This window comes from Celeribacter neptunius (assembly GCF_900113955.1).
Taxonomy (GTDB): domain Bacteria; phylum Pseudomonadota; class Alphaproteobacteria; order Rhodobacterales; family Rhodobacteraceae; genus Celeribacter; species Celeribacter neptunius.
In genome coordinates this window covers 59,065-80,247 of record NZ_FORH01000002.1, presented here as the reverse complement: position 1 = coordinate 80,247, position 21,183 = coordinate 59,065, and the positions used below count along the sequence as shown (strand labels likewise).

The 21,183-nt window shown below is 62.6% G+C and carries 19 protein-coding genes; 8 read left to right on the top strand and 11 right to left on the bottom strand.

Annotation, left to right across the window (positions count from 1 at the left end):
• Positions 1-6: 6 nt before the first annotated feature.
• Positions 7-1,206 carry an efflux RND transporter periplasmic adaptor subunit gene (locus tag BM151_RS06540; protein WP_245781128.1) on the bottom strand — a complete coding sequence of 400 codons (1,200 nt, stop codon included), beginning with the start codon at positions 1,204-1,206 and terminating at the stop codon, positions 7-9.
• A 210-nt stretch (positions 1,207-1,416) separates the two neighbouring features.
• On the opposite strand from BM151_RS06540, the gene BM151_RS06535 reads away from it, so the two are divergent.
• The 3 genes from BM151_RS06535 (at position 1,417) to eutC (ending at position 4,361) form a co-directional block, all read left to right on the top strand.
• Positions 1,417-2,106 carry a TetR/AcrR family transcriptional regulator gene (locus BM151_RS06535; RefSeq protein WP_090059350.1) on the top strand — a complete coding sequence of 230 codons (690 nt, stop codon included), beginning with the start codon at positions 1,417-1,419 and terminating at the stop codon, positions 2,104-2,106.
• A gap of 114 nt (positions 2,107-2,220) precedes the next feature.
• Complete coding sequence (locus BM151_RS06530; protein WP_090059349.1) at positions 2,221-3,603, top strand: ethanolamine ammonia-lyase subunit EutB; 1,383 nt, start codon at positions 2,221-2,223, stop codon at positions 3,601-3,603.
• Positions 3,600-4,361, top strand: a complete 762-nt coding sequence (eutC, locus tag BM151_RS06525) for an ethanolamine ammonia-lyase subunit EutC (protein ID WP_090059347.1) — start codon at positions 3,600-3,602, stop codon at positions 4,359-4,361. Before BM151_RS06530 ends, eutC begins: the two co-directional genes overlap by 4 nt.
• Before the next feature lie 31 nt (positions 4,362-4,392).
• Here the strand turns inward: eutC and BM151_RS06520 are convergent, their stop codons facing one another.
• Entirely contained in the window at positions 4,393-5,766 is a 1,374-nt protein-coding gene (locus tag BM151_RS06520; RefSeq protein WP_090059346.1) for an aminotransferase family protein, read from the bottom strand.
• 205 nt (positions 5,767-5,971) lie between these two features.
• Between BM151_RS06520 and BM151_RS06515 the strand changes: the two genes are divergently transcribed.
• Entirely contained in the window at positions 5,972-7,462 is a 1,491-nt protein-coding gene (locus BM151_RS06515) for an aldehyde dehydrogenase family protein (RefSeq protein WP_090059344.1), read from the top strand.
• Positions 7,463-7,483: 21 nt separating this feature from the next.
• Here BM151_RS06515 and pdxR read toward each other — a convergent pair whose 3' ends face one another.
• Positions 7,484-8,956 carry a MocR-like pyridoxine biosynthesis transcription factor PdxR gene (gene pdxR, locus BM151_RS06510; protein ID WP_090059342.1) on the bottom strand — a complete coding sequence of 491 codons (1,473 nt, stop codon included), beginning with the start codon at positions 8,954-8,956 and terminating at the stop codon, positions 7,484-7,486.
• A 334-nt stretch (positions 8,957-9,290) separates the two neighbouring features.
• Between pdxR and BM151_RS06505 the strand changes: the two genes are divergently transcribed.
• The 4 genes from BM151_RS06505 (at position 9,291) to BM151_RS06490 (ending at position 13,755) form a co-directional block, all read left to right on the top strand.
• On the top strand, positions 9,291-10,439 hold the full coding sequence (locus BM151_RS06505) for an extracellular solute-binding protein (protein ID WP_090059340.1): 1,149 nt from the start codon (positions 9,291-9,293) through the stop codon (positions 10,437-10,439).
• An 81-nt stretch (positions 10,440-10,520) separates the two neighbouring features.
• Positions 10,521-11,639 carry an ABC transporter ATP-binding protein gene (locus BM151_RS06500; RefSeq protein ID WP_090059338.1) on the top strand — a complete coding sequence of 373 codons (1,119 nt, stop codon included), beginning with the start codon at positions 10,521-10,523 and terminating at the stop codon, positions 11,637-11,639.
• The gene (locus BM151_RS06495; RefSeq protein WP_090059336.1) at positions 11,636-12,559 is read left to right on the top strand and encodes an ABC transporter permease; all 924 of its coding nucleotides are present in this window, start codon (positions 11,636-11,638) and stop codon (positions 12,557-12,559) included. The genes BM151_RS06500 and BM151_RS06495 overlap by 4 nt, the downstream gene beginning before the upstream one ends.
• A complete protein-coding gene (locus tag BM151_RS06490) occupies positions 12,556-13,755 on the top strand; it encodes an ABC transporter permease (protein ID WP_090059334.1) in 1,200 nt (399 codons plus the stop codon). Before BM151_RS06495 ends, BM151_RS06490 begins: the two co-directional genes overlap by 4 nt.
• A gap of 60 nt (positions 13,756-13,815) precedes the next feature.
• Here the strand turns inward: BM151_RS06490 and BM151_RS06485 are convergent, their stop codons facing one another.
• The 8 genes from BM151_RS06485 to BM151_RS06450 are packed head-to-tail and all read right to left on the bottom strand — an operon-like array spanning position 13,816 to position 21,155.
• Positions 13,816-14,604, bottom strand: coding sequence for a creatininase family protein (locus tag BM151_RS06485; protein ID WP_090059332.1), 789 nt, complete (start codon positions 14,602-14,604; stop codon positions 13,816-13,818).
• The gene (locus tag BM151_RS06480) at positions 14,601-15,539 is read right to left on the bottom strand and encodes an isopenicillin N synthase family dioxygenase (protein ID WP_090059330.1); all 939 of its coding nucleotides are present in this window, start codon (positions 15,537-15,539) and stop codon (positions 14,601-14,603) included. The genes BM151_RS06485 and BM151_RS06480 overlap by 4 nt, the downstream gene beginning before the upstream one ends.
• Positions 15,540-16,160 (bottom strand): NAD(P)H-dependent oxidoreductase, encoded by a 621-nt coding sequence (locus tag BM151_RS06475; protein ID WP_090059328.1) that lies wholly within the window; start codon positions 16,158-16,160, stop codon positions 15,540-15,542.
• Positions 16,160-16,759, bottom strand: coding sequence for an NAD(P)H-dependent oxidoreductase (locus tag BM151_RS06470; RefSeq protein WP_090059327.1), 600 nt, complete (start codon positions 16,757-16,759; stop codon positions 16,160-16,162). The genes BM151_RS06475 and BM151_RS06470 overlap by 1 nt, the downstream gene beginning before the upstream one ends.
• Entirely contained in the window at positions 16,756-18,168 is a 1,413-nt protein-coding gene (locus BM151_RS06465; protein ID WP_090059325.1) for an FAD-binding oxidoreductase, read from the bottom strand. Before BM151_RS06465 ends, BM151_RS06470 begins: the two co-directional genes overlap by 4 nt.
• Before the next feature lie 4 nt (positions 18,169-18,172).
• Positions 18,173-19,477 (bottom strand): cytosine deaminase, encoded by a 1,305-nt coding sequence (locus tag BM151_RS06460; protein WP_090059323.1) that lies wholly within the window; start codon positions 19,475-19,477, stop codon positions 18,173-18,175.
• An 8-nt stretch (positions 19,478-19,485) separates the two neighbouring features.
• Positions 19,486-20,352: an ABC transporter permease gene (locus tag BM151_RS06455; protein ID WP_245781127.1), complete on the bottom strand. Its 867-nt coding sequence runs from the start codon at positions 20,350-20,352 to the stop codon at positions 19,486-19,488.
• Entirely contained in the window at positions 20,349-21,155 is an 807-nt protein-coding gene (locus BM151_RS06450) for an ABC transporter ATP-binding protein (RefSeq protein ID WP_245781126.1), read from the bottom strand. Before BM151_RS06450 ends, BM151_RS06455 begins: the two co-directional genes overlap by 4 nt.
• Between the last annotated feature and the right edge of the window lie 28 nt (positions 21,156-21,183).

The window sequence follows — 21,183 nt, the reverse complement described above, 5'->3', positions numbered from 1 at the left end:
CGCGCGTTATTCGCTGGGGGCTGCTGGGGCGGTTGCGGGGGCTGCGGCTTCGGCACCGCGTTCCTGCGGCACCACGGTGGCGCCCGGGGCGGTCTTCTGCAGACCTGCGACGATCACGCGCTCACCTGCGGCGACACCGCCGGTGACCACCCAGGAGGTGCCCTGATCGCTGACCACGTCGAGCACGCGTTGCTCGACCACGTTCTCGGCATTCACCACCAGCGCCATCGGACGGCCGCGGCGATCGCGGCTCACTGCTTCCTGCGGCACCTTGATGGCGCCGGCCACCACGCCCTGCGGCATCTCGACCTGGACATACATGCCGGGCAGCAGGAAATGATCCGGGTTCGGGAAGGACAGGCGCAGGACGATCGTGCCGGTCTGCTCGTTCACATAGGGTTCGGCGGCGGCAAGTTCGCCCTTGAACTCATAGCTGCTGCCATCGGCGAGGCTCAACGAAACGCTCTGACCGAGTTGCTCGGCAAATTCGCTGCCGTCTCCGGCGCGGCGCCAGCGCAGCATTTCTGCGGCGGATTGGGTGACGTCGACATAGATCGGGTCGAGCGCCCGGATCGTGGTCAGCGCCGTGGCCTGACCAGAGGTCACCAGCGCGCCCTGGCTGACCTCGCTGAGCGCCGTCACGCCGGCCAGAGGGGCGCGAATCGTGGTGCGATCGAGATCGATATTGGCGGCCAGAAGATTGGCTTCGGCGACCTTCACCGCGGCGGCGGCGGAATCACGATCCGCGATGGCGCTGTCGAGATTCTGTTGCGCGACCACGTTGCGGGCCTTTAGCGCCTCTTGCCGTTCGAACTCGATCTCCGCCGATTTCAGCGCCGCTTTCGCCTGTGCGAGGCTGGCTTCTGCAGCGGCTTTCGCGGCTTCATAGGAGGCGGGGTCGATCGTGTAGAGCGGATCGCCCTGGATCACCGGGGTACCTTCCTCGAACAGGCGCTCCTGGATGATGCCGCCGACCTGCGGACGGACTTCGGCAAGCGCCGAGGCCGCGACCCGGCCCGGCAGCGGGCTCGAGAGCGTGACGTCTTCTGCCGAGAGCGTAACCACGGTCACCGGCATGGCCGGTGCGCCGCCGCCCGGGGCCTGGGCAGAGGCCGCAAGCGGGGTCACAACCGGCGCCAAGGCCATCAGGGAGAGGAGAAGGGCGGGGAGGGTCCGGCTGCGAGCGGCCGACAATGGGCTGGGCATGTAAGTCTCCGTAAAAACAGCCCCGAACCGTAACAGCGGGACGGGGAGCGCCGGGTCATTGCCCGGCAGATCTTGCGTTTCGAGTCTGTGCGATCGTCATGGTGACAAGAGTTACTCTTGAATTCGATTAATGAAACCGGATAGTTTTGTAAAGTGACAGCACGACCCCCCGGTTGTGCGCGTCTGAACAAGAGGTGTGGAAAGCGGCATATGGTGAAAATTCGGGCAGAGGGAGAATGCTGTGGCACATTCGTGCGGCGGCGCGGTCGTCCGGTGCAGATGGATCTGCAGGCGCGGGAAGAGGCCATTCTCGAGGCTGCGGGGGATCTTCTCTCTGAACAGGGGGTTGATCATGTCACCATGGCGGCCATCGCCCGGCGGGCCGGCATGTCGAAGCGCACCCTCTATGAGCATTTTGACGGGCGCGAGGCCTTGCTCGGCAAGGTGATTGCCCGGATCGGCGAAACGATTTTCCGGCCTTTGGCCCTCGAAGACACCGAGCGGCCCCTGTCGGAGCGCCTGAAGCTGCTGCTGACCTTGAACAAGCCGGTGGGGAGCGAGGCGCAGAAGCTCGAATTCCTGCGCACCATCATCGCCCAGGCCCAGACCTATCCGACGCTGGCGCGGCAATTGCTCGAGAACGGGCGGGGGCGGCTGGTCGGCTTCGTCACCGCCGAATTGCTCCGGGCCGTGGCGCGCGGCGAGATCGCCGTGCCCGCCGAGCGGATCGAACTGGCGGGGGCCATCCTTGTGGATATGGTGTTCGAGGACCCGATCCCGCGCATGCTCGATCCCAGCCTGCCGCATCCGGGTCCCGAGGACATGACGCAGCGCCGCGATCTGGCGATCGACCTGTTCTTAGGCGGCTGCGCTGCGAAAGATTTGGGCGGCGCTGCCTGAAAAAGGGGCAAGCCCCTCGTCGGTGCCGGGCGGGTGACGAAAAGACGGGCCTTCGCCCGCCGTCGCGTTAGGGTCGCGGGAGAGAGATCAAGATACGACAGGATATGGCGGAGCATGAGCGCCTACAGATGCAGTCTCGGCGGCGAGACATTCCGGTTTTCCGATCTGGCCGAGGTCATGGCCAAGGCGACGCCCGCGCGCTCGGGCGATGCGCTTGCCGGTCTCATCGCCCAGAGCGATGTCGAGCGTGTCGCCGCCCAGATGGTGTTGGCCGATCTGCCCTTGAAAGCCTTTCTCGAAGAGCTGCTCATTCCCTATGAGCAGGACGAGGTGACCCGGCTCATCGTCGACACATTCGACGCCGACGCCTTTGTCCCCGTGGCGCATATGACCGTCGGGCAGTTCCGAGATTGGCTCCTCTCCGATGCCGCGGACACCGCAACGCTCGCGGCGCTTGCCCCCGGATTGACGCCGGAAATGGCCGCCGCCGTGTCGAAACTCATGCGCAATCGCGATCTCATCGCGGTCTCCCGCAAGATCCGTGTCATTACCGCGTTTCGCTCCACTTTGGGGCTCGAGGGCCGGATCGGCTCGCGGCTACAACCCAATCATCCGGCGGATGACCTGAAGGGCATCGTCGCCTCGACACTCGATGGGTTGAGCTACGCGGTGGGTGACGCGGTGATCGGCATCAACCCGGCCACCGACAATATCCCCACCGCCATGGTGCTTCTGGACATGCTCGACGAGCTGCGACAGCGCTACGAGATCCCGACGCAAAGCTGCGTGCTGACCCATGTCACCAATTCGATCGAGATCATCGAGCGCGGCGCGCCCCTGGACCTGGTGTTCCAATCCGTTGCCGGCACCGAAGCGGCGAACGAGGGCTTTGGCGTCACGCTCGCGATGTTGAAAGAGGCGCATGAGGCGGGACTGTCGCTCGGGCGTGGTACGGTCGGCCAGAATGTCATGTATTTCGAGACCGGGCAGGGCTCTGCGCTCTCGGCGGACGCGCATCACGGCATCGATCAACAGACGCTCGAGGCTCGTGCCTATGCGGTCTGTCGCGCCTATGATCCTCTGATCGTCAACACGGTGGTGGGCTTCATCGGGCCGGAATACCTCTACGATGGCAAGGAGATCATCCGCGCCGGGCTCGAAGACGTGTTCTGTGGCAAGCTTCTCGGCCTGCCGATGGGCTGTGACGTCTGTTACACCAACCATGCCGAGGCCGATCAGAACGACATGGATGTGCTGATGACGCTCTTGGCGGACGCCCGGGCGCAATTCCTGATCGGCGTGCCCGGCGCCGATGACATCATGCTGAATTACCAAAGCCTGTCCTTCCATGACATTGCCTATCTGCGCAATTCTCTCGGGCTGAAAGCGGCGCCGGAATTCGAGGCCTGGCTCACCTCCATGGGGCTGGTCAGCGAGACCGGGCACCTGTTGGACAGTGGCATTGGCGCACAGCGGCTTTTGGAGGCGGCGCAATGAGCGATCTTATGCGCGACAAATGGGCGGCGCTGCGACAGGCCACCCCCGCGCGCATCGCCCTGGGGCGCACCGGCGCGGGCCTGCCCACCGGCGCCAATCTCGAGTTTCAATTCGCCCATGCCCGGGCGCGCGATGCGGTGCATTCGCCGCTCGATCTCGACGCTTTGGCGGCGGGGCTCCAGCCCTTCGAGGTGATCCGCGTCAACTCCGCCGCGTCGGATCGGGCCAGCTATCTGCGCCGTCCCGATCTCGGCCGCAAGCTCGCGACGGGCGAGGCGGAGAAGCTCAACGCTCGCACGCCCTGCGATGTGGCTTTCGTCATTGCCGATGGTCTGTCCTCGGCGGCGGTGCAGGCGCACGCGGCGGCGGTGGTCCATGCAGCGTCGGCTAGGCTCGAGGGGCTGAGCTTCGGTCCTGTGGTGGTGGCCTCCGAGGCACGTGTGGCGATTGGCGACGAGATCGGGCAGGTGCTCGGCGCGCGTCTCGTGGTGCTCTTGGTCGGGGAACGCCCCGGGCTCACCGTGGCCGACAGCCTCGGTGCCTACCTGACCTATGATCCCAAGCCGGGAGTGAAGGACAGCCAGCGCAACTGCCTGTCGAACATCCATGGCAAGGGCGGCATGAGCTACGATCAGGCGGCGGAGAAGATTGCGTGGCTCTCCCGCGCCGCGCTGGAGCGTGGGCTGACGGGAACGGGGTTGAAGGAAGAGAGCGGCGCCATTTCACAAGAAAACGCCCCGTCGATCGACGAGGCGTAATCCTTTTCTTTCAAACCGCTAGGGGGTGATCTTACATCGCGGCCGCCACCGTGGTGAGGCCATTGTCCACCGCGTCGAGGATGCGGTCGATATCGTCCTCTTTCGAGATCAGCGCCGGCGAGAAACACAGCGTGTTGTTGAAGCCGGGCAGCGAGCGCATGGTGGCGCCGATGATCACGCCCTGCTTGTCGCATTCGGCCACGACCGCCTGCACCAGCTTCTCGGACAGAGGCTCCTTGGTTTCGCGATCGGCCACCAGCTCGGCGCCGCAGAACAGGCCCTTGCCACGGGTGTCGCCGATCAGCGGATGTTTGTCCATCAGCGCGTCGAGCCCGTCCATCAGACGTTTGCCCATGGCCTTGGTGTTTTCCAGGAGGCCCTCTTCCTCGATGATCGCAACGTTTTCCAACGCCGCCGCCGGACCGCCGGTGCAGCCGCCAAAGGTCGAGATGTCGCGGAAATGATTCAGCGGGTCCTCGGGCTTGTCCTTGAACATGTCAAACACCCGGTCCGAGGTCAGCATCACCGCGATGGCGGCATAGCCGGAGGCCACGCCCTTTGCCGTGGTGACGAAATCCGGTTCGATGCCGTAGTTCTGATAGCCGAACCAGGTGCCGGTGCGGCCCATGCCACAGACCACCTCGTCGATATGCAACAGGATGTCGTATTTGCGGCAGATCTCCTGGATCTTCTCCCAATAGCCCTTGGGCGGGGTGATCACGCCACCGCCGGCGGTCACCGGCTCGAGGCAGAGCGCGCCGACCGTGTCCGGGCCTTCGCGCAGGATGATGGCCTCGATCTCCTCGGCAGCGCGTTCACCGTAATTCTCGACGTCCCATTGTTTGCGATACTCCAAACAATGCGGCACGGGGACGAAATCCGGCACGAAGGGGCCGTAATGGCTGGCGCGCTGCTCCTGGCCGCAGGCCGAGAGCGTGGCAATCGTCGTGCCGTGGTAATCGCGGTCACGATAAAGGATCTTGGATTTCTTGCCGCCGTAGCGTTGCGCCGAGATCTGACGCACCATTTTGAAAGCCTTTTCATTGGCTTCCGAGCCAGAGTTGCAGTAATACATGCGGCTCAATCCGGGGGTTTTCGCGGTCAGCACCTCGGCGAATTTTGCCGCCGGGATGGACCCCGCGGAGCCCGCGAAATAGTTCATCTTCAAGAGCTGGTCGCGCACCGCATTGGCGATGCGTTCGCGGCCATAGCCGACGTTCACCGTCCAGACGCCGCCGGAGACGGCATCGAGGAATTCACGGCCGTTCTGGTCCCAGACGGTCATGCCCTTGCCCTCGACGATGATCCGCGGATCGCGGCTCTCCAGAAGCTGGTGTTGGAACATATGGTGCCAGACGTGGGCGCGATCGGCCTCGACGATGGCGGAGAGATCATTGTCGTGCATGGGGGACTCCCTGGTTTCTTGGACATGAGTAAAGCACCGCTTGTCACGCGCGACTATAGGGCCAGCGTTCAAGTTTTATTGGGCCAGTGCATGTTTTATATCGATTGGTCAAAATTCGGCAAGAAAAACCGATCATGCCAGTGGACTCATCATTTCGAAATTCTGGCCCCTAGGCGCGGCGCGGATTTCGGGCAAGGACATGGGTATGAGCCAGATTTTCACCCCACCCACCGATCCGCAGGCGGCGATTGCCGCTTACCGCAACCTCAACCTCGTGGGCGGCGCCCATGTGCCGGTCATCCGGGGGCTCGATGTGCTGAACCCGGCCACCGGTGCGGTGCTCGGGCAGGCGGCGGCCTCGGGCGCGTCGGAGGTCGATCAGGCGGTGAAAGCGGCGAAAGCGGCCGGTCCCCTTTGGGCCGCCACACCGGCGCGCGCGCGGGGCAAGGCGGTGGCCGCCGCCGGTCGGGCGCTTCTGGAGCATTTCGAGATTGTCGCGCAGGTGCTGGCGCGCGAGACCGGCAAGGCCATCCGCACCGAATGCCGTGGTGAGGTGAAGACCGCCGCAGATATCCTTGAATTCTATGGCGGTTTGGGTTCTGAGCTGAAAGGTGAAACCATTCCGTTCAGCCCGCGCATGCTCACCATGACGACGCGGGAGCCACTGGGCGTGGTCGCCGCCATCGTGCCCTGGAACGTGCCGCTGGTGCTGATGATGCTGAAAATCGCACCGGCGCTGGTGGCGGGCAATACGGCGGTGGTGAAAGCCTCGGAAGAGGCCCCCTTTGCCACCTATCTCGCCGCTGAGATCCTGATGCAATACCTGCCCGACGGGGTGCTCAACGTGATCAATGGCACCGGGGCGGAGTGTGGCGCGGCGCTGACCGCGCATGCGGATGTTGCGAAGATCACCTTCACCGGCTCCGAAGCCGTGGGCGAAACGGTCTACAAGGCCGGGGCCGAACGCATCGTGCCGGTGTCACTGGAATTGGGCGGCAAAAGCCCGATGATCGTCTGTGAAGATGCGAGCCTCGAGAAAGCCGTTGCCGGTGCGATGTCCGGCATGCGCTTCACCCGTCAGGGCCAAAGCTGCACCGCCGCATCGCGCATCTATGTGCATGAGAGCCTCTATGAGACGTTCATCGCGGCACTGCGGGCCGAGCTCGACCAATTGGTGATCGGCGATCCGCTCGATGAGGCGACCGATATCGGCACGATCATCAATGCCAAACAGGCGGCCGTGGTCGCGGGCTATGTCGCCGAGGCGGAAGCGACCGAAGGCGCCACCGTTGTCCGCTGTGGCCAGCCGCCGGTGGGCATGGGTCTCTCGCCCGATCTCTTCGCCATGCCGACGCTCTTGCTTGACTTGCCGGAGGATCACGCCTGCGTGCAAGACGAGATTTTCGGGCCGGTCGCGGTGATCCAGAAATGGTCGGATTACGACGATGTGATCGCCCGGGCCAATGACAGCCGCTATGGGCTCGCCGCCACGGTCTGGACCGAAAACCTGTCGCGGGCGCTCGATGCCACCTCAAGGCTCCACGCCGGCTATGTGCAGGTGAACCAGAACCTGACGATCCAGCCGAATGTCTCCTATGGCGGTTTCGGGCGTTCGGGCTTGGGCAAGGAAGCCTCTCTCGAAGCCATGCTGGCGCATTTCACGCGCTCGAAAACCATCGTGATTGCAATGGATTGAGGGCGGAACTTCAGAAATGACTCACGGTCGGACGCTGTCGATCGCGGCCTTCAGCTCGGCCACGCCGGGGGCGATCTTGGCGAGATCGATGGCGCCGAAGCCAAGCCGCAGCCGGTTCTGTGGCGCATCTTCGCGCATGTAGAACAATGTCCCGTCCTCGACCACCACGCCGCGCTCCAACGCGGCTTGCTTCACCGCCGCCGCGCTGACGTTTTCCGGCAGGGCGAGCCAGATGCCGGAGCCGCCGGTAGTCATCGTGCCCTCGCAATCCGGCAGTTGCCGGTCGAGTTCGCGCAGCATCACCCGCCATTTCTCCGCCATGCCGCGACGGTGCCGACGGATATGGGCATCGTAATGGCCCTCGGACAGGAACAGCGCCATGGCGCGTTGCGCCAGCGCCGAAGGATGACGATACATCAGCCGCCGCAATGCGCGCAGCTCGTGGATCACCTCGCGGTCGGCGGCGACAAAGCCGAGACGGATGCCGGGAAACAGCGGTTTGGTGAGTGAGCCGACATGGATCACCCGGCCATTGGCATCAAGCGCTTTCAAGGTCGGGTGCTGGGCGCCGACGAAATTCAGCTCGTGCTCGTAATCATCCTCGAGGATGAGGAAATCATGCCGGTTCGCCGCCTCCAGAAGCGCCAGACGCCGCTCCATCGGCATGGTGACATTGGTCGGCGACTGATGCCCCGGCGTGACATAGACCATATCGGCCACGGCGAGCCCGGGTCCGGGTTTCAACCCGTTGCGGTCGATCGGCACGGGGAGGACCTCGCAATCCTGCGACAGGAAGATGTTGCGGGCATCGACATAGCCCGGGTCCTCGATATGGATCGACTTGCCCGGGGCGAGAAACAGCGTCGCCACCATCCAGAGCGCGTTTTGCGCGCCCACGGTGATCAGGAGCTCATCGGGCGAGGCGCGAAATCCGCGCTGTGGCAGCACCCGGCGGGCGATTTGTTCCAACAAGAGCGGATCGTCGCTGTTGATCAGATCGTCGGCCCAGGTTCCGACATGGCGCGAGGTACCGGCACGGCGCAGACAATCGCGCCAGCGCGCCACCGAAATATCATCGCGCGCCACCTGACCGAAAATCATCGGGTAGGGGTGACGCCGCCAGTCCGGCAATTTCTCGATATTTTCCTGGGTGCTGAACCGATGCGGCATCATCGCCGCGAAATCCGGCGCGGTATTGCCGCCCGGGCGATGCCGCGGCGGCGCGACATCGAGCTTTTCGCGCACGAAATTCTCATCGATGAAATAACCGCGCCGTGGTTTTGCGGTGATGAACCCGTCCTGATGCAACCGCTCATAGACGATGGAGATCGTGTTGCGCGAGACCTTGAGCCGCTGCGCGAAGACCCGCGACGAGGGCAGCGGATCGACGGGCGAGACCGCGCCGTCGAGAATGGCCTGGATCAGGCGTTCCTGAATCTGATGTTGCAGCGAGGCGCTGTCATTGAACGGCGCATCGAAATAGCGATCCAGCATCGTCTTGTCTCATCTTGCAAGCGCTTTGGGAGGGGCGCGGTCATTGCGGTCGTCGCGGGCGGGCCAAGTCCGGTTTTCGGGGCAGATTTCCGGTCCTGATCCTGCTCGCTCGGCGGGCAGCTGCGCCCTGTTAGCGCCACTCTATTGTGCAGGGCGCGGGCGTCCAGTGGGGAAAGCCCCTCTGGCCCCATAGTTTCGCAATTCTGGCTCTAAATTGGGCGTTTGGGCCACTCCTAGGCTGATGTGCGAGCGGCTTTCGGGGCTCCCGGAGCTGCGCAGAACAAAACAACAAGACAAGATCAAGACAACGCAAAGAAAGTTCACGGGGAGTGACATGACAAAACTCAAATCCACCACGGTTTCACAAGCGGGCGGTCTCAAACGCCGCTCGTTCCTGAAGGGCACGGCGACGGTTCTGGGCGGCATCGCGGCCCCGGCCATCGTGAGCCGTTCCGCTCTGGCCTCGTCGGGCGAGATCAACGTGATGATGTGGTCCGACTACCTGCCGGAAAGCTTCGTGACCGCCTTTGAAGGCGCCACCGGGATCAAGCTCAACTTTACCGGCATCGGCTCCAACGAAGAGATCATCAACAAGCTCAAGGCCACCGGTGGCGAGGGCTTCGACATCGTCTCGCCGACCGTGAACCGCAACCTTCTCTGGGCCGAGCTGGGCCTGTTGCAGCCCTTCGACATGTCGAAGATCGACATCACCAAGGTGAACCCGGCGATGGCCCTGGGGGAGAAACACTGGAACTTCGGGGGCACCTGCTGGGTGCCGCATATCTGGGGCACCGAAGGGGTCGCCTGGCGCACCGACATGTTCACGCCCGCGGGCGAATTCCCGTCCTACTATGACATCTGGGACGATGCCAACGCCGGCAAGACCATGGGCCGTGGTCACTCCATGCTCTTGGGGCTTGGCCTCGGCATGGAGCGCCTCGGTCTGCTCGAGCCGGGCTCCATGTGGGCCGCCTATGAGACGCCCGAGAAAATGACCGAGGTTTGGACCAAGCTCGTCGATCACGCGATTGAAAAGAAAGGCAATATCAAGCTGATCTGGAACGATGCCGACACCCAGAAGAACGGTCTTCTGAACGAGGGCGTCGTGGTCGGCCAGACCTGGGACGGTCCGCCGATCGCGCTGAAGAACGAAGGCGAGCCGGTGATGTACCGCGCGCCGATCGAAGGCGCGATGGCCTGGGTCGACGGTATGGCGATGCCCACGGGGGCCAAGAACATCGATCAGATCTACGCCTTCATCGACGCTTGCTACAACCCCGAATGGGCCGGTGAGGCGATCAAGACCCATGGCTACAACTCGCCGGTTCTGGGCGCCGATGCCTATGGTGGCGAGATCTATGCCAAGAACTTTGCCGATGCCTATCCGGGCGAGGCGCTGGCCAACCTGAACGCATGGCCGGCCGAGGCGCCGTGGTACTCGGAAATGCGCACCGAGTTCACCAACAAGTTCCTCTCTGCCTAAACGCTGAAGATCTGGCCCCGCGCGCGCCCATGGATGTGCCTGCGCGGGGCCTTTTCATATCCAATTCATAAGAGAGGCAACATGCCCGATACATCCCGGCCCGACCAGACCCCGGATCGCTCCGTCCTCCTCGATCACGTTTCCATCCGGTTCGGCAATTTCACCGCCGTCGACAACGCCAATCTCAAGATCAATTCCGGCGAATTCTTTTCTTTCCTGGGCCCGTCAGGCTGCGGCAAGACCACGCTGTTGCGCTGTATCTCCGGCTTTTCCGAGCCGACCGAGGGCAAGGTGCTGATCGGCGGCAAGGATATGGCCGGTGTCGGTCCGAACAAGCGCCCCACTGCGCTGATTTTCCAGCATCTCGCGCTGTTTCCGCTGATGTCGGTCGCCGATAATATCGCCTTTCCGCTCGAGGTGCGCGGGGTATCCAAGAAAGAGCGCCGCAAACGGGCCGATGAGCTGTTGGAGATGATCGCCCTGCCGGGGATTGGCGACAAGAAGGTCTCGGAGCTGTCGGGCGGCCAGAAACAGCGCGTTGCGATTGCCCGTGCGCTGGCGGTGGAGCCGGATATCCTGTTGCTCGATGAGCCGCTTTCGGCGTTGGACTTGAAGCTGCGCCAGCATATGCGCACGGAACTGCGCGCCATTCAGAAACAGGTGGGCGTGACCTTTATCTACATCACCCACGATCAGGGCGAGGCGTTGACCATGTCCGACCGCGTCGCGGTGATGAGCAAGGGGGTGATCGAGCAGGTCGGTGAACCGGATCGGATCTACAACCGGCCGCGCTCGGCCTTCGTGGCTTCTTTCGTCGGGGAAAACAACGCCTTGCAGGGCGTCATCAAGGTGCAAAGCGGCGAGACGGCGGCGCTCGACACACCGATGGGGACGTTTGAGGCCCGGGTCGGGGGCGGTCGCAAATACAAGGCCGGGGACAAGGCGCTTTTGTTCGTGCGGCCGGAACAGCTTGTTCCCGGCGCCGGTGACAACGCGTTCGAGGCGACACTCACCCGTCAGGAGTTTGAGGGCGCCACGAACCATGTCTTTGCCAAGGCGGGGGACAGCGAATTGCGCGTCTCCATGGTCAATGCCGGGCTCGCGGGCAGCCTGCCTGCCGCCGGTGAAACCCTGTCTCTCGGTTTTGCGCCGATGAACGCCACCATCCTGCCGGTGGCCGATATGGCGAGTGACACATGAAACAGCTGAAACTCGCCTATGACACGATGCTTGCGAAACATGGTATGGGGGCGGCGCTGTTCGTCGCCATTGCGGTGACGCTCTGGGTGGTGGTCTTCATCACCCTGCCGCAGCTCTCGATGCTCGATTATTCCTTCCGTTTCAACCTGCCAGCGGATCAGATCGGCACAGAGGCGGATCACTACACGCTCGATCAGTATCGCAGCTTTTTCTTCAACAATGACGGCTCGGTGAACACGCTCGATCTGATGATCCTGCTGCGCACGATTGTGGCGGCGGTGATTGTCACGCTGATCGATGTGCTGATCTGCTACCCGATTGCCTATATTCTGGCACATGGGGCCAAGGGCGTCGCGGCAAGGCTGATGGTGATCGGTTTGATCATCCCCTATTGGATCAACGAGATCCTGCGGGCCTTTGCCTTTCGCGTGCTCTTTGGCGCCACCGGTGTGGTCAATACGGTCGGGATGCAGATCGGGCTCTGGGACGTGCCGGTGGATTTCATCCGTGCCGATGTGGCGCTCTATTTCGGCCTGTCCTACGCCTATATCCTGTTGATGATCTTCCCGATGTACAACGCCATCGAGGCGCTGGATCATACCCAGGTCGAGGCCGCGCGCGATATGGGCGCGCCCTTGTGGCGGGTACATTGGCGGGTGGTCCTGCCGATTGCCAAGCCGGGGATCGTCTCGGGCGCCACCATGGTCTTCATGCTCACCGCAGGCGCACTGGCCGCGCCGCAGATCTTGGGCGGGCCGTCGTCCTTGTGGTTCACGCAGGTGATCTATCAGTGGTTCAACGAAAGCTCCAACTGGCCCAGAGGCTCGGCCTATGCCGTGGTGCTGCTGTTCACCTGTATCTCCTTTGTGTTGTTGACCATGCGGGTCTTCAAGGTCTCGGTCGGGGAGATCGGCAAATGAACCGCAACACGCTTTTCGGCGGCGCCTATGCCGTGGCTTTCTTTTCCTTCCTGTTCGGGCCGCTGGTGATCATGGTGATCACCGCTTTCAACTCGTCGAAATTCCCGCGCGTCGTGCCATGGGAATGCTTCACCACCGGCTGGTTCGGCGAGTTGTTCGGCAACCAGCGCCTGATGGACGGGCTCCTGAACTCGGTGATCATCGGCGCGGGCGTGGTGGCGCTCGCCGTGCCGATCGGGTTGGCCGGCGCTCTGGCGCTCTCCGAGCTGCCCTCGAAACTCCGCGCCACGCTCTACACCGTGCTGATCCTGCCGATCCTGATCCCGGGCGTTGTCTTGGGGATCTCGACCATCGTCTTGTGGGGCCAGATCTCGCGCGGGTTCGGGGCAGGCGGGCTGTACAATGGCTATTTCCTCACGATCGTGGGCCAGATCACCTTCATCTCCGCCTATGCCATGCTGGTGTTCATCGCGCGTCTGCAGCGCTTTGACGCGACCCAGACCGAGGCGGCGCTGGATCTGGGTGCCACGCCGGGACAGGCGTTTCGCAAGATCCTCTTGCCCTTCATGGCGCCCGCCATCGGCTCTGCCGCCTTCATCACGCTTCTGGCCTCTTTCGAGAATTACAACACCACCGTGTTCACCGTGCTCTCCGAGAGCACATTCACCACGGCGCTGGCCTCGAAAGTCCGTCACGGCACCGATCCCTCGCTGTCGGCGCTGGCGGTGATCATCATCACCATCACCCTGGTGGGGGCTCTGACCAACGAAGCCTATCAGCGCCGCAAGGAGGCGGAGATGGGCGGACGGGCGTCGCGCTCGCCGCTCTATGCCAATCCGGTGACCCGGGCGCTGACCCATCCGGGGGTGGTCTTTGCCATTCTCGTGGGGATCATCGCCGTGGTGAGCTTTGCCGGGTCACGCCATGACAGTTCCATGTGCGAGGCGGCGGTGCTGCAAGAAAAGCTCGACCGTCAGGAAGAGTTGCGCGCAGCACAAAAGGCCAGGATCGAAGCCGAGCAAAAGCAACAAAGCACCTTGCCCAAGTCCAATTCGGCCTTTGGCGGCGCGTTCGGTGGGCTGGGCGGGGCGACGCCTGCGCCGGAATCGGCTGAACCCGCCGCACCAAAACCTGAAAGCCCCTCGGCCTTCGGGGGCGCCTTTGGCGGCATCACCGCGCCGAAACTGGAGGAGTGAAAAGGAAAGGGGGCCAATGGCCCCCTTTTTACGTCTGTCTTGCCGTCCTCGCGCGGCTTCTCACTCCGGAATGGTCCGCGCATAGCCCTCGGTCGAGAGATCGCGGAACTGTTTCAGCATCTCGATGAAACCCGCCACCATATGCTCGGCGGTGGCCTTGCCTTTCTCGACCGTGGCCAGATGGGCTTCCCCCACCGTGCCCTTGGGATTGAGGTCTTTCGACACCCACGCCAGGTTCACCGGCCCGATGGGGGAGATCGGCGCGGTTTCGGCGGTCGAGCGGAAATCCTCGGCCTGTTCCATGTCGACGAGATGCGGTTTGAAATGCAGCATCAGCGAGGTTTCGAAATCGCCGCCATGGATGCCGAATTTGCTTTCCTGCTCGCTGTACATGCCCTCGGGCTTGCCGAAATTGCCCCATTGGCATTTCACCACCATCATTCCGGCCTGCACCCGCAATTCGCGGCCCAGAATGGAGATCAGATCGAGATTGCCACCATGGGAGTTGACGATGACCATCTTCTTGAGCCCCGCGCGCGCCACCGACAGCCCGATCTCGGTCCAGGCGTCCAAAGCGGTCTTGGCCGTGTAGGTCAGCGTGCCCTTGGCATGGATATGCTCATTGGATTTGCCCACCGCCTGCACCGGCAGGATGAGAATGTCGAGATCCTCGGGGCAGCAGGCGCGCAATTCCGCCAGCATGCCCTCGTTGATATAGGTGTCGACACCGACCGGCAGATGCGGCCCGTGCTGTTCCACGGCGGCCGTGGGCAGGATCACGATGGTTTTCTCGGGGTCGAAATTGGCGAATTCCGTGGTGCGGTATTCGGCCCAGTCATAGCGTTTCATTTGACTTCCTTTGGCGTGTAGGTCGCGTCCAGCCGGGCGCGCAGATAATCGGCGCCGGTGATCGCGGGGTATTTGGCCTCACCCGTGCCCGGCAGCGCTGCGATGACGCTGTCGGGGTTCGGGTCGAGGAAAAAGGCGATGGAGCGTCGGGCTTGTTTCGGCGGCAGCACCCGGTGCGGGGTCGAGACATAGATGTCATTCGACCAGCGCATCAGGCAGTCACCGATATTGACCACAAAGGCACCCGGCACATGCGGGACATCCATCCAGCCGCTCTGGTTTTCCGGGCCGCGCGGCTTGACCTGCAAGCCGCCGACACCGTCGGTCATCAGCATGGTCACAGAGCCGTAATCGGTGTGCGCGCCGGCACCAATGCCTTCGCCATCCGGCGCGGCCGGGTAGGAGAGCACACGGAGCGTCGCCATCGGCTCGGTGAAATGCGGTGGGAAATAGCCTTCGGGCAGGCCGAGGTCCATCTCGAACGCCCGGTGCAGCGCCACCGAGAGATCGAGCACCGCCTTGTAATAGCCGAGCATCGTGTCGCGGAACCCGTCCACCTCGGGCCAGACATTGACGCCGCGAAACGGCTCGCCGGCCAGAACACGTGGATCGTCAGCGGGCAGATCGAACCCGACATTGAAGGCTTCCTTGCGGTCCATCATCCCGGAGGTCTCGTCCAATGCCTCGGAGCCCTGACAGGCCCAGCCACGATTGTGCGGGTTGTTGCGGATGTCGATCACGGACTTCTCTGCCACGGGGAGGGCAAAGAATTCATCGCCTTTCGCGAAAACATCAGCGATCAATGCCTCGGGAATGCCATGGCCGGAAATCAGGAAGAACCCGGTGTCGCGGCAGGCCGCGCCCAAGTCTTTCACGAATCCGTCGGTATCGGCACCGGTGGCAAACCGTTGCCAGTCGAGTACAGGTATGTCCATTCATCCCTCCTTCGGGGTCGGTGCCTTGATCAGGCGATCGAGCCTGGTCGAGACCCGTTCGATATGTTTGGCGCGGCTTGCCTGCGTCGAGCTGTCCATCAGATAATGGGCGGCAAAGGCGGTCTTGCAACGCTTGGCGAGGATCACACGGAGCCCGCGCATCAGCGTGCGCTTGCCCGGCGCGCCGACCATGAAGGTGAGCCAACGCGAGGCGCCGCAGGTGGTGAAGACGCCCAGTTTGGTGATATGCGTCAGCCCCGGTTTGATATCCTCACCGTCACTCTGCGGCATGATGAAGGCGACGCCCGAGACCATGGTCCGGTCGAGCCAGCCCTTGAGCATCGCCGGCAGCCCGTACCACCAGGTCGGGTAGACAAAGATCAGGCTGTCGCACCACAGGAGATCGTCGCAGTCCCGTTCCACGAGGGCACGGTTCTCCGGCACGTTCTCATAGACCTCGTGATCATGCGCCGAGAGCACCGGATCGAACCCCTCGGCATAGAGATCGCGCAGGCGATAGTCGACACCGGCCGCCTCGAGCCGCTCGATCACCCGGGCCTTGATGCCGAAATTGAACGAGGTCTCGCGCGGGTGGCAGTAGACCACGAGGGCGCGTTTCATCACATCGCCTCCATCTCGCGTCGCACCCGCTCGAGATGCGCCTTGAGTTTCGGCGCCTCGTTGCGGTTCATGTCATAGAGGCCGATGTATTTCTTTTTCGGCATGCCACAGGCGTACCAGACGGGCCGTGTGACGCATTTGCGCGGCGGATCACCATTCATCATCGCCCGCATCCGCGTGCCGCCATAGGTGGTGCAGGCATAGAGCCGCTTGATGTTGGTGAGGCCCGGGCGGACCTTGCCGTCCTTCAGTTTGAACGACACGCCCGGCAGGAAAATCCGGTCGAGAAAGCCCTTGAGGATCGCCGGGTAGCCGAAATTCCACACCGGGAAGACCATGACCAGCGCATCGGCGGCCTGAAGTCGCTCCACGTAGGGGCGCACCGGGTCGATATTGTCGGGCTCGTCGTGATAGCCGCGACGGTCCTCGGTGGTCAGTACCGGCTGAAAGCCCTCGGCATTGAGATCGCAATCGTCGACCTCCCAACCGGATTTGGTGAGCGTGTCCACGACCACCTCATGTACTGCCGCGTTGAAGCTTTCGGGACAGGGGTGGGCGTAGAGCACCAACACCCGGCCCTTGGATGCGGGCGAGCTCATTGCGCCGGCTCCTCTTGCGGTTTCGGCAAGATCTTGGCGTAGCTGTACATGTCGGCGTAATCGAATTCGGGATCGTCCCAGGCGATCATCTTGCCGGGGTTCAATAGCCCCTTCGGGTCGGCCTCGCGTTTGAAATCGAGCTGGCGTTGGTCGGTGGACTGGCGTCCGCCTTCCTCGAGCGTATAGCGATGCGGGTTGAAGATCATGCAGTCCATCGCCTCGTGGCGTGCCACCAGATCGTCGAGCTCGGCCTTGTCCTTTGGAAAGACGATGGGCAGACCGGCATAGGAGATCCCGGAGCCTTCACGCATCACCTCGAGATGCATGTAGAGATCGTCCTTGAAGGCCTCATAGGCGTTCATCACCTTCTCGACATCGCCGCCGTAACGGACCTGAAGATAGGTCAGGTCTTTCTCGAATTTGAGGGCGCGCAGCGTGGTGTGGTTCCAGCCATATTCATAGACCGGGCCGGGATGGCGATCCCACTCGACCTTGTCGGAGCGATAGATCACCTCGCCCTCGTCGAAGCGGTCGAGAAGGGTCTTGAACCCGTCCATCGATTGCGGGGCCACCATGAGGCCGCAGAGGTGATCGTTTTCGGTCACATGGGCTTTGACGCGCTGGAAATACTTATGCGCGATCGGCGCGGCATAGACCGAGGCGAGCTTGATCAGGATGCCCGGCTCCTTGGTCAGGGCGCCGGCAAACTCGGTGGCGGCGCGGAACGTGTCGAAGCGCACGAACATCTCGACCCACTCATAAGCGGGGGCCAGAGGCATCTCGATCTCGGTGATGATGCCGTTGGTGCCATAGGCATGGGAAACGCGGTGCAGTTCTTCGCCGGTGAAGTCGTGCACCTGCGGTTCGGCTTCCATCGTCACCACGCGCAAGCGGTTGATATTGCCCAGATCCCTGAGCGCGCCCCAATTGGCCGATCCGACCCCGCCGGAACCGCCGGCGATGAAGCCGCCCAAAGAGGCCTGCGAATAGGTCGAGGGGAACATGCGCAGCTCCTGACCCGATTTCTCTTTCAGCTCGGCGTCCATCTCCTTGATGATGATGCCGGGTTCGGCGACGACATAGCCCTGGCCGATCTCCTTGATCTTGTTCATGCCGGTCAGGTGCATGACACAGCCACCGGCCAGCGGCATGGCCTGACCATAGTTGCCGGTGCCACCGCCGCGACAGGTGACCGGCACGTCATGGGCATAACAGGTCTTGAGGACCTCGATCACCTCGGCTTCGGATTTCGGATTGACCACGAAATCGGCCTCGAGATGGTCCATCTCGGCCTTCAAGACCGGCGAATACCAGAAGAAATCGCGGCTCTTGTTGCGGATGGTGGCGGGGTTTTCGTCCAATTCGAGATGGGACAGGGCGGCCTTGGCCGCAGCGACATTGGGTTTCATGATATCAGCTCACGATTGCATCGAGTTCACGGTAAGAGGGCAGGGTGCGGTCGATGGGATCTCCGTCCCTCAGCACCACCCTGTCGGATTGCGGCCGGGCGAAAAGCTCGGTCCAGCCGCGTGCGTTGCAGATGACCAGATCGGCCGGGGCGCCGGCGGCGAGTGTGGGCGCGTCGAAACCGCAGGCCGTGGCCGGGTTGGTCAGAAAGGCGTTCACCCAGGGCACATCCGTATGATCGAGATGACAAATACGGGTGGCCTCGCGCATCACCTCGATCATGTCGAGATCGCCATAGGCATAGAACGGATCGCGGGTGTTGTCCGAGGCGAAGGAGACATTGACGCCTGCGGCGTGAAGCTCATGCGCCATGGTGACGCCCCGCCAACGCGGTGTGCGGCCCTTGTAGCGGTCTTGCAGATACATGTTGCACATCGGCAGCGAGACGACATTGAGCCCGGCCTTGGCCACCAGCGCGATGATCTCATCGGCGGTCTCTTCGGGCATCACCGAGATCGAACAGCAATGGCCTACCGTGACGCGGTTTTTGAAACCCAGTTCCAACACGGTTTCGGCGATGGTACGCAAAGTGTCCGAGGTCGGATCGTCGGTCTCGTCGACGTGGAAATCCACCTCGAGATCATACATCATCGCGAAATGGAAGAAGTCCAGCAGACGTTCTTTCAGATCCGGCACCGGGTAGGTGACCGAACCCAGAGTATGCCCGCCCTCGGCGACGATCTTGGCAATCGCCGGGAAATCGCCCTCATCCTTGAAGATGCGGTCGATGGCGACCAGGCAAGACGCCTGAAGATCGATCTTGCCGGCCCATTTCTCCTGCATCTTCTTGATCACGCCGAACGACGAGGCCGCGAGATTGTCGAGACTGTCGATATGGGTGCGGATCGCCTTGGTGCCATGCGCATAGGCGCAGCGCAGGGCGAAATCCATCCGCGCCTCGACGTCCGGGGCCGACCAGTTGGCATGATCGGCGCGCACGGTTTCCAAGGCCCCCATGAACGAGCCATCGGGGTTCGAGGCGCGGGGCCAGATGTGGCCCTTGTCGAGATGCGTGTGCATATCGACGAAGGTCGGAAAGACCATCGCGCCTTGCATGTCGATGACGGGGATATCGATTGTAGTTTCGGCCGGTTGCCCAGCGTCCGTTTTTACAATCTCGCCCTCTTTAATTTTACCGTCCTTGATCGTGAGATCGGTGGTGATGAGGTCCCCGGTTTGGCCAATGAGGCTGGCAGGGACCGTGACATTTTTCAGTGTCTTCGCGCCGCTGGGCAGAACGCAAAAGCTCATGTAAGTCCTTAATTTTCCCGTTTAATGGCGCTCTCATGCCATTTGTGCAAAAGCGCATGGCTCAAGAGCGAGGCTGCTGTAAAGATCACCACCCCGGTGGCGGCGATGAGGAGAAGGGCCGCGAACATGCGCGGGATGTTGAGGCGATATCCGGCCTCGAGAATGCGAAACGCCAGACCTGATCCGATACCGCCGGTGCCGGCGACATATTCCGCCACCACGGCGCCGATCAGAGACAACCCGCCGGCGATGCGCAGGCCCCCGAGGAAATAGGGCAGCGCCGTCGGCAGTTGCAGGTAGCGCAGGCGTTGCCAGCGGGTGGCACCGTAGATCTTGTAGAGATCGCGCAGGTTATGATCGGTCGAATTGAGGCCCAAGGTGGTGTTCGACAGGATCGGGAAGAAGGCCACGATCCAGGCACAGAGCAAAAGCCCCGCCAGACGGCTGTCGACATAGATGAAGATCAAGGGCGCGATCGAGACCACAGGCGTCACCTGCAGGATCACCGCGAACGGGTAGAAGGACATCTCGAAATAGCGCGACTGGGTGAACAGGATCGCGAGGCCCACCCCGCCGATCACCGCGACCGAGAGCGCGGCCAGGGTGATTTTCACCGTCACCCAGAGCGCCGAGGACAACATGCCCCAGTCCTGAATGAGGGTTTTCACCACGAGACCCGGGCCGGGCAGGATGTAATGCGGGATCTCATTCCACACGACGACGCGGTCCCACAGGAAAATCGCCAGCGAGATCACCAGAATGGGCAGCAGCCATTTGCCGATCTTCTCGCGCTTCTGGGCGCGGGCGTAGCGGAGTTCCTCTTCGTCGACCACGGGGGCGGTGGAAGAGGCGGCATTCATATCGGTCGTGCTCATGCGGAAGCCCTCGCGCCATGTTCGTTCATCGCGCCATGCAGCGCGTCGGAGGCCTTGCGGCACAGTTCCGCATAGTCCGCAGAGGTGCGGAACTCTTCGGTGCGCGGGTAGGGCGCATCCACCGTGACTTCCGACGACACCCGTCCGGGGCGCGCCGCCATGACCACGATACGGTCCGACAGGAACACGCTCTCGAACACCGAATGGGTGACGAAGATCACCGTGCATTTCAGCTTGTCGCGCAGCTCCAGCAGATCGTTGTTCAGCTTGTGTCGGGTGATCTCGTCGAGGGCCGCGAAAGGTTCGTCCATCAGGATCAGCCGCGGTTCGGTCACCAGCGAGCGAGCAATGGAGACCCGCATCTTCATGCCGCCGGAAAGCTCGCGCGGGTAGCTTTTCTGAAACTTCTCGAGTCCGACCATCTTCAAGGCCCACATGATTTCGTCCTGCACGTCGCGGATCGATTTGCCGCGCAGCCGGAAGGGCAGCCAGACATTCTGTTCCACCGTCGCCCAGGGCATCAGCGTGGGTTCCTGAAACACCACGCCCAAATCCCCGGTCTTCATCCCGCCTTCCCAGGCGATCTGTCCAGAGGTCGGGCGCATCAGCCCGGAGATCAGCCGCAGAGCGGTGGATTTGCCACAGCCGGAGGGGCCCAGAAGCGAGATGAAATCGCCCTGGTTGACGGTCAGGTTCATATCCTTGAGCGCAACGACATTGCCGTTGAAGACCTTGTCCACATTGGACATCTCCAACAGCTTTTCGCGCTGGCCCATGGGGGGGATGGAAGGGGGGAGGGTCATGTGCGTCTTTCGAAATCGAGAGCTGCGG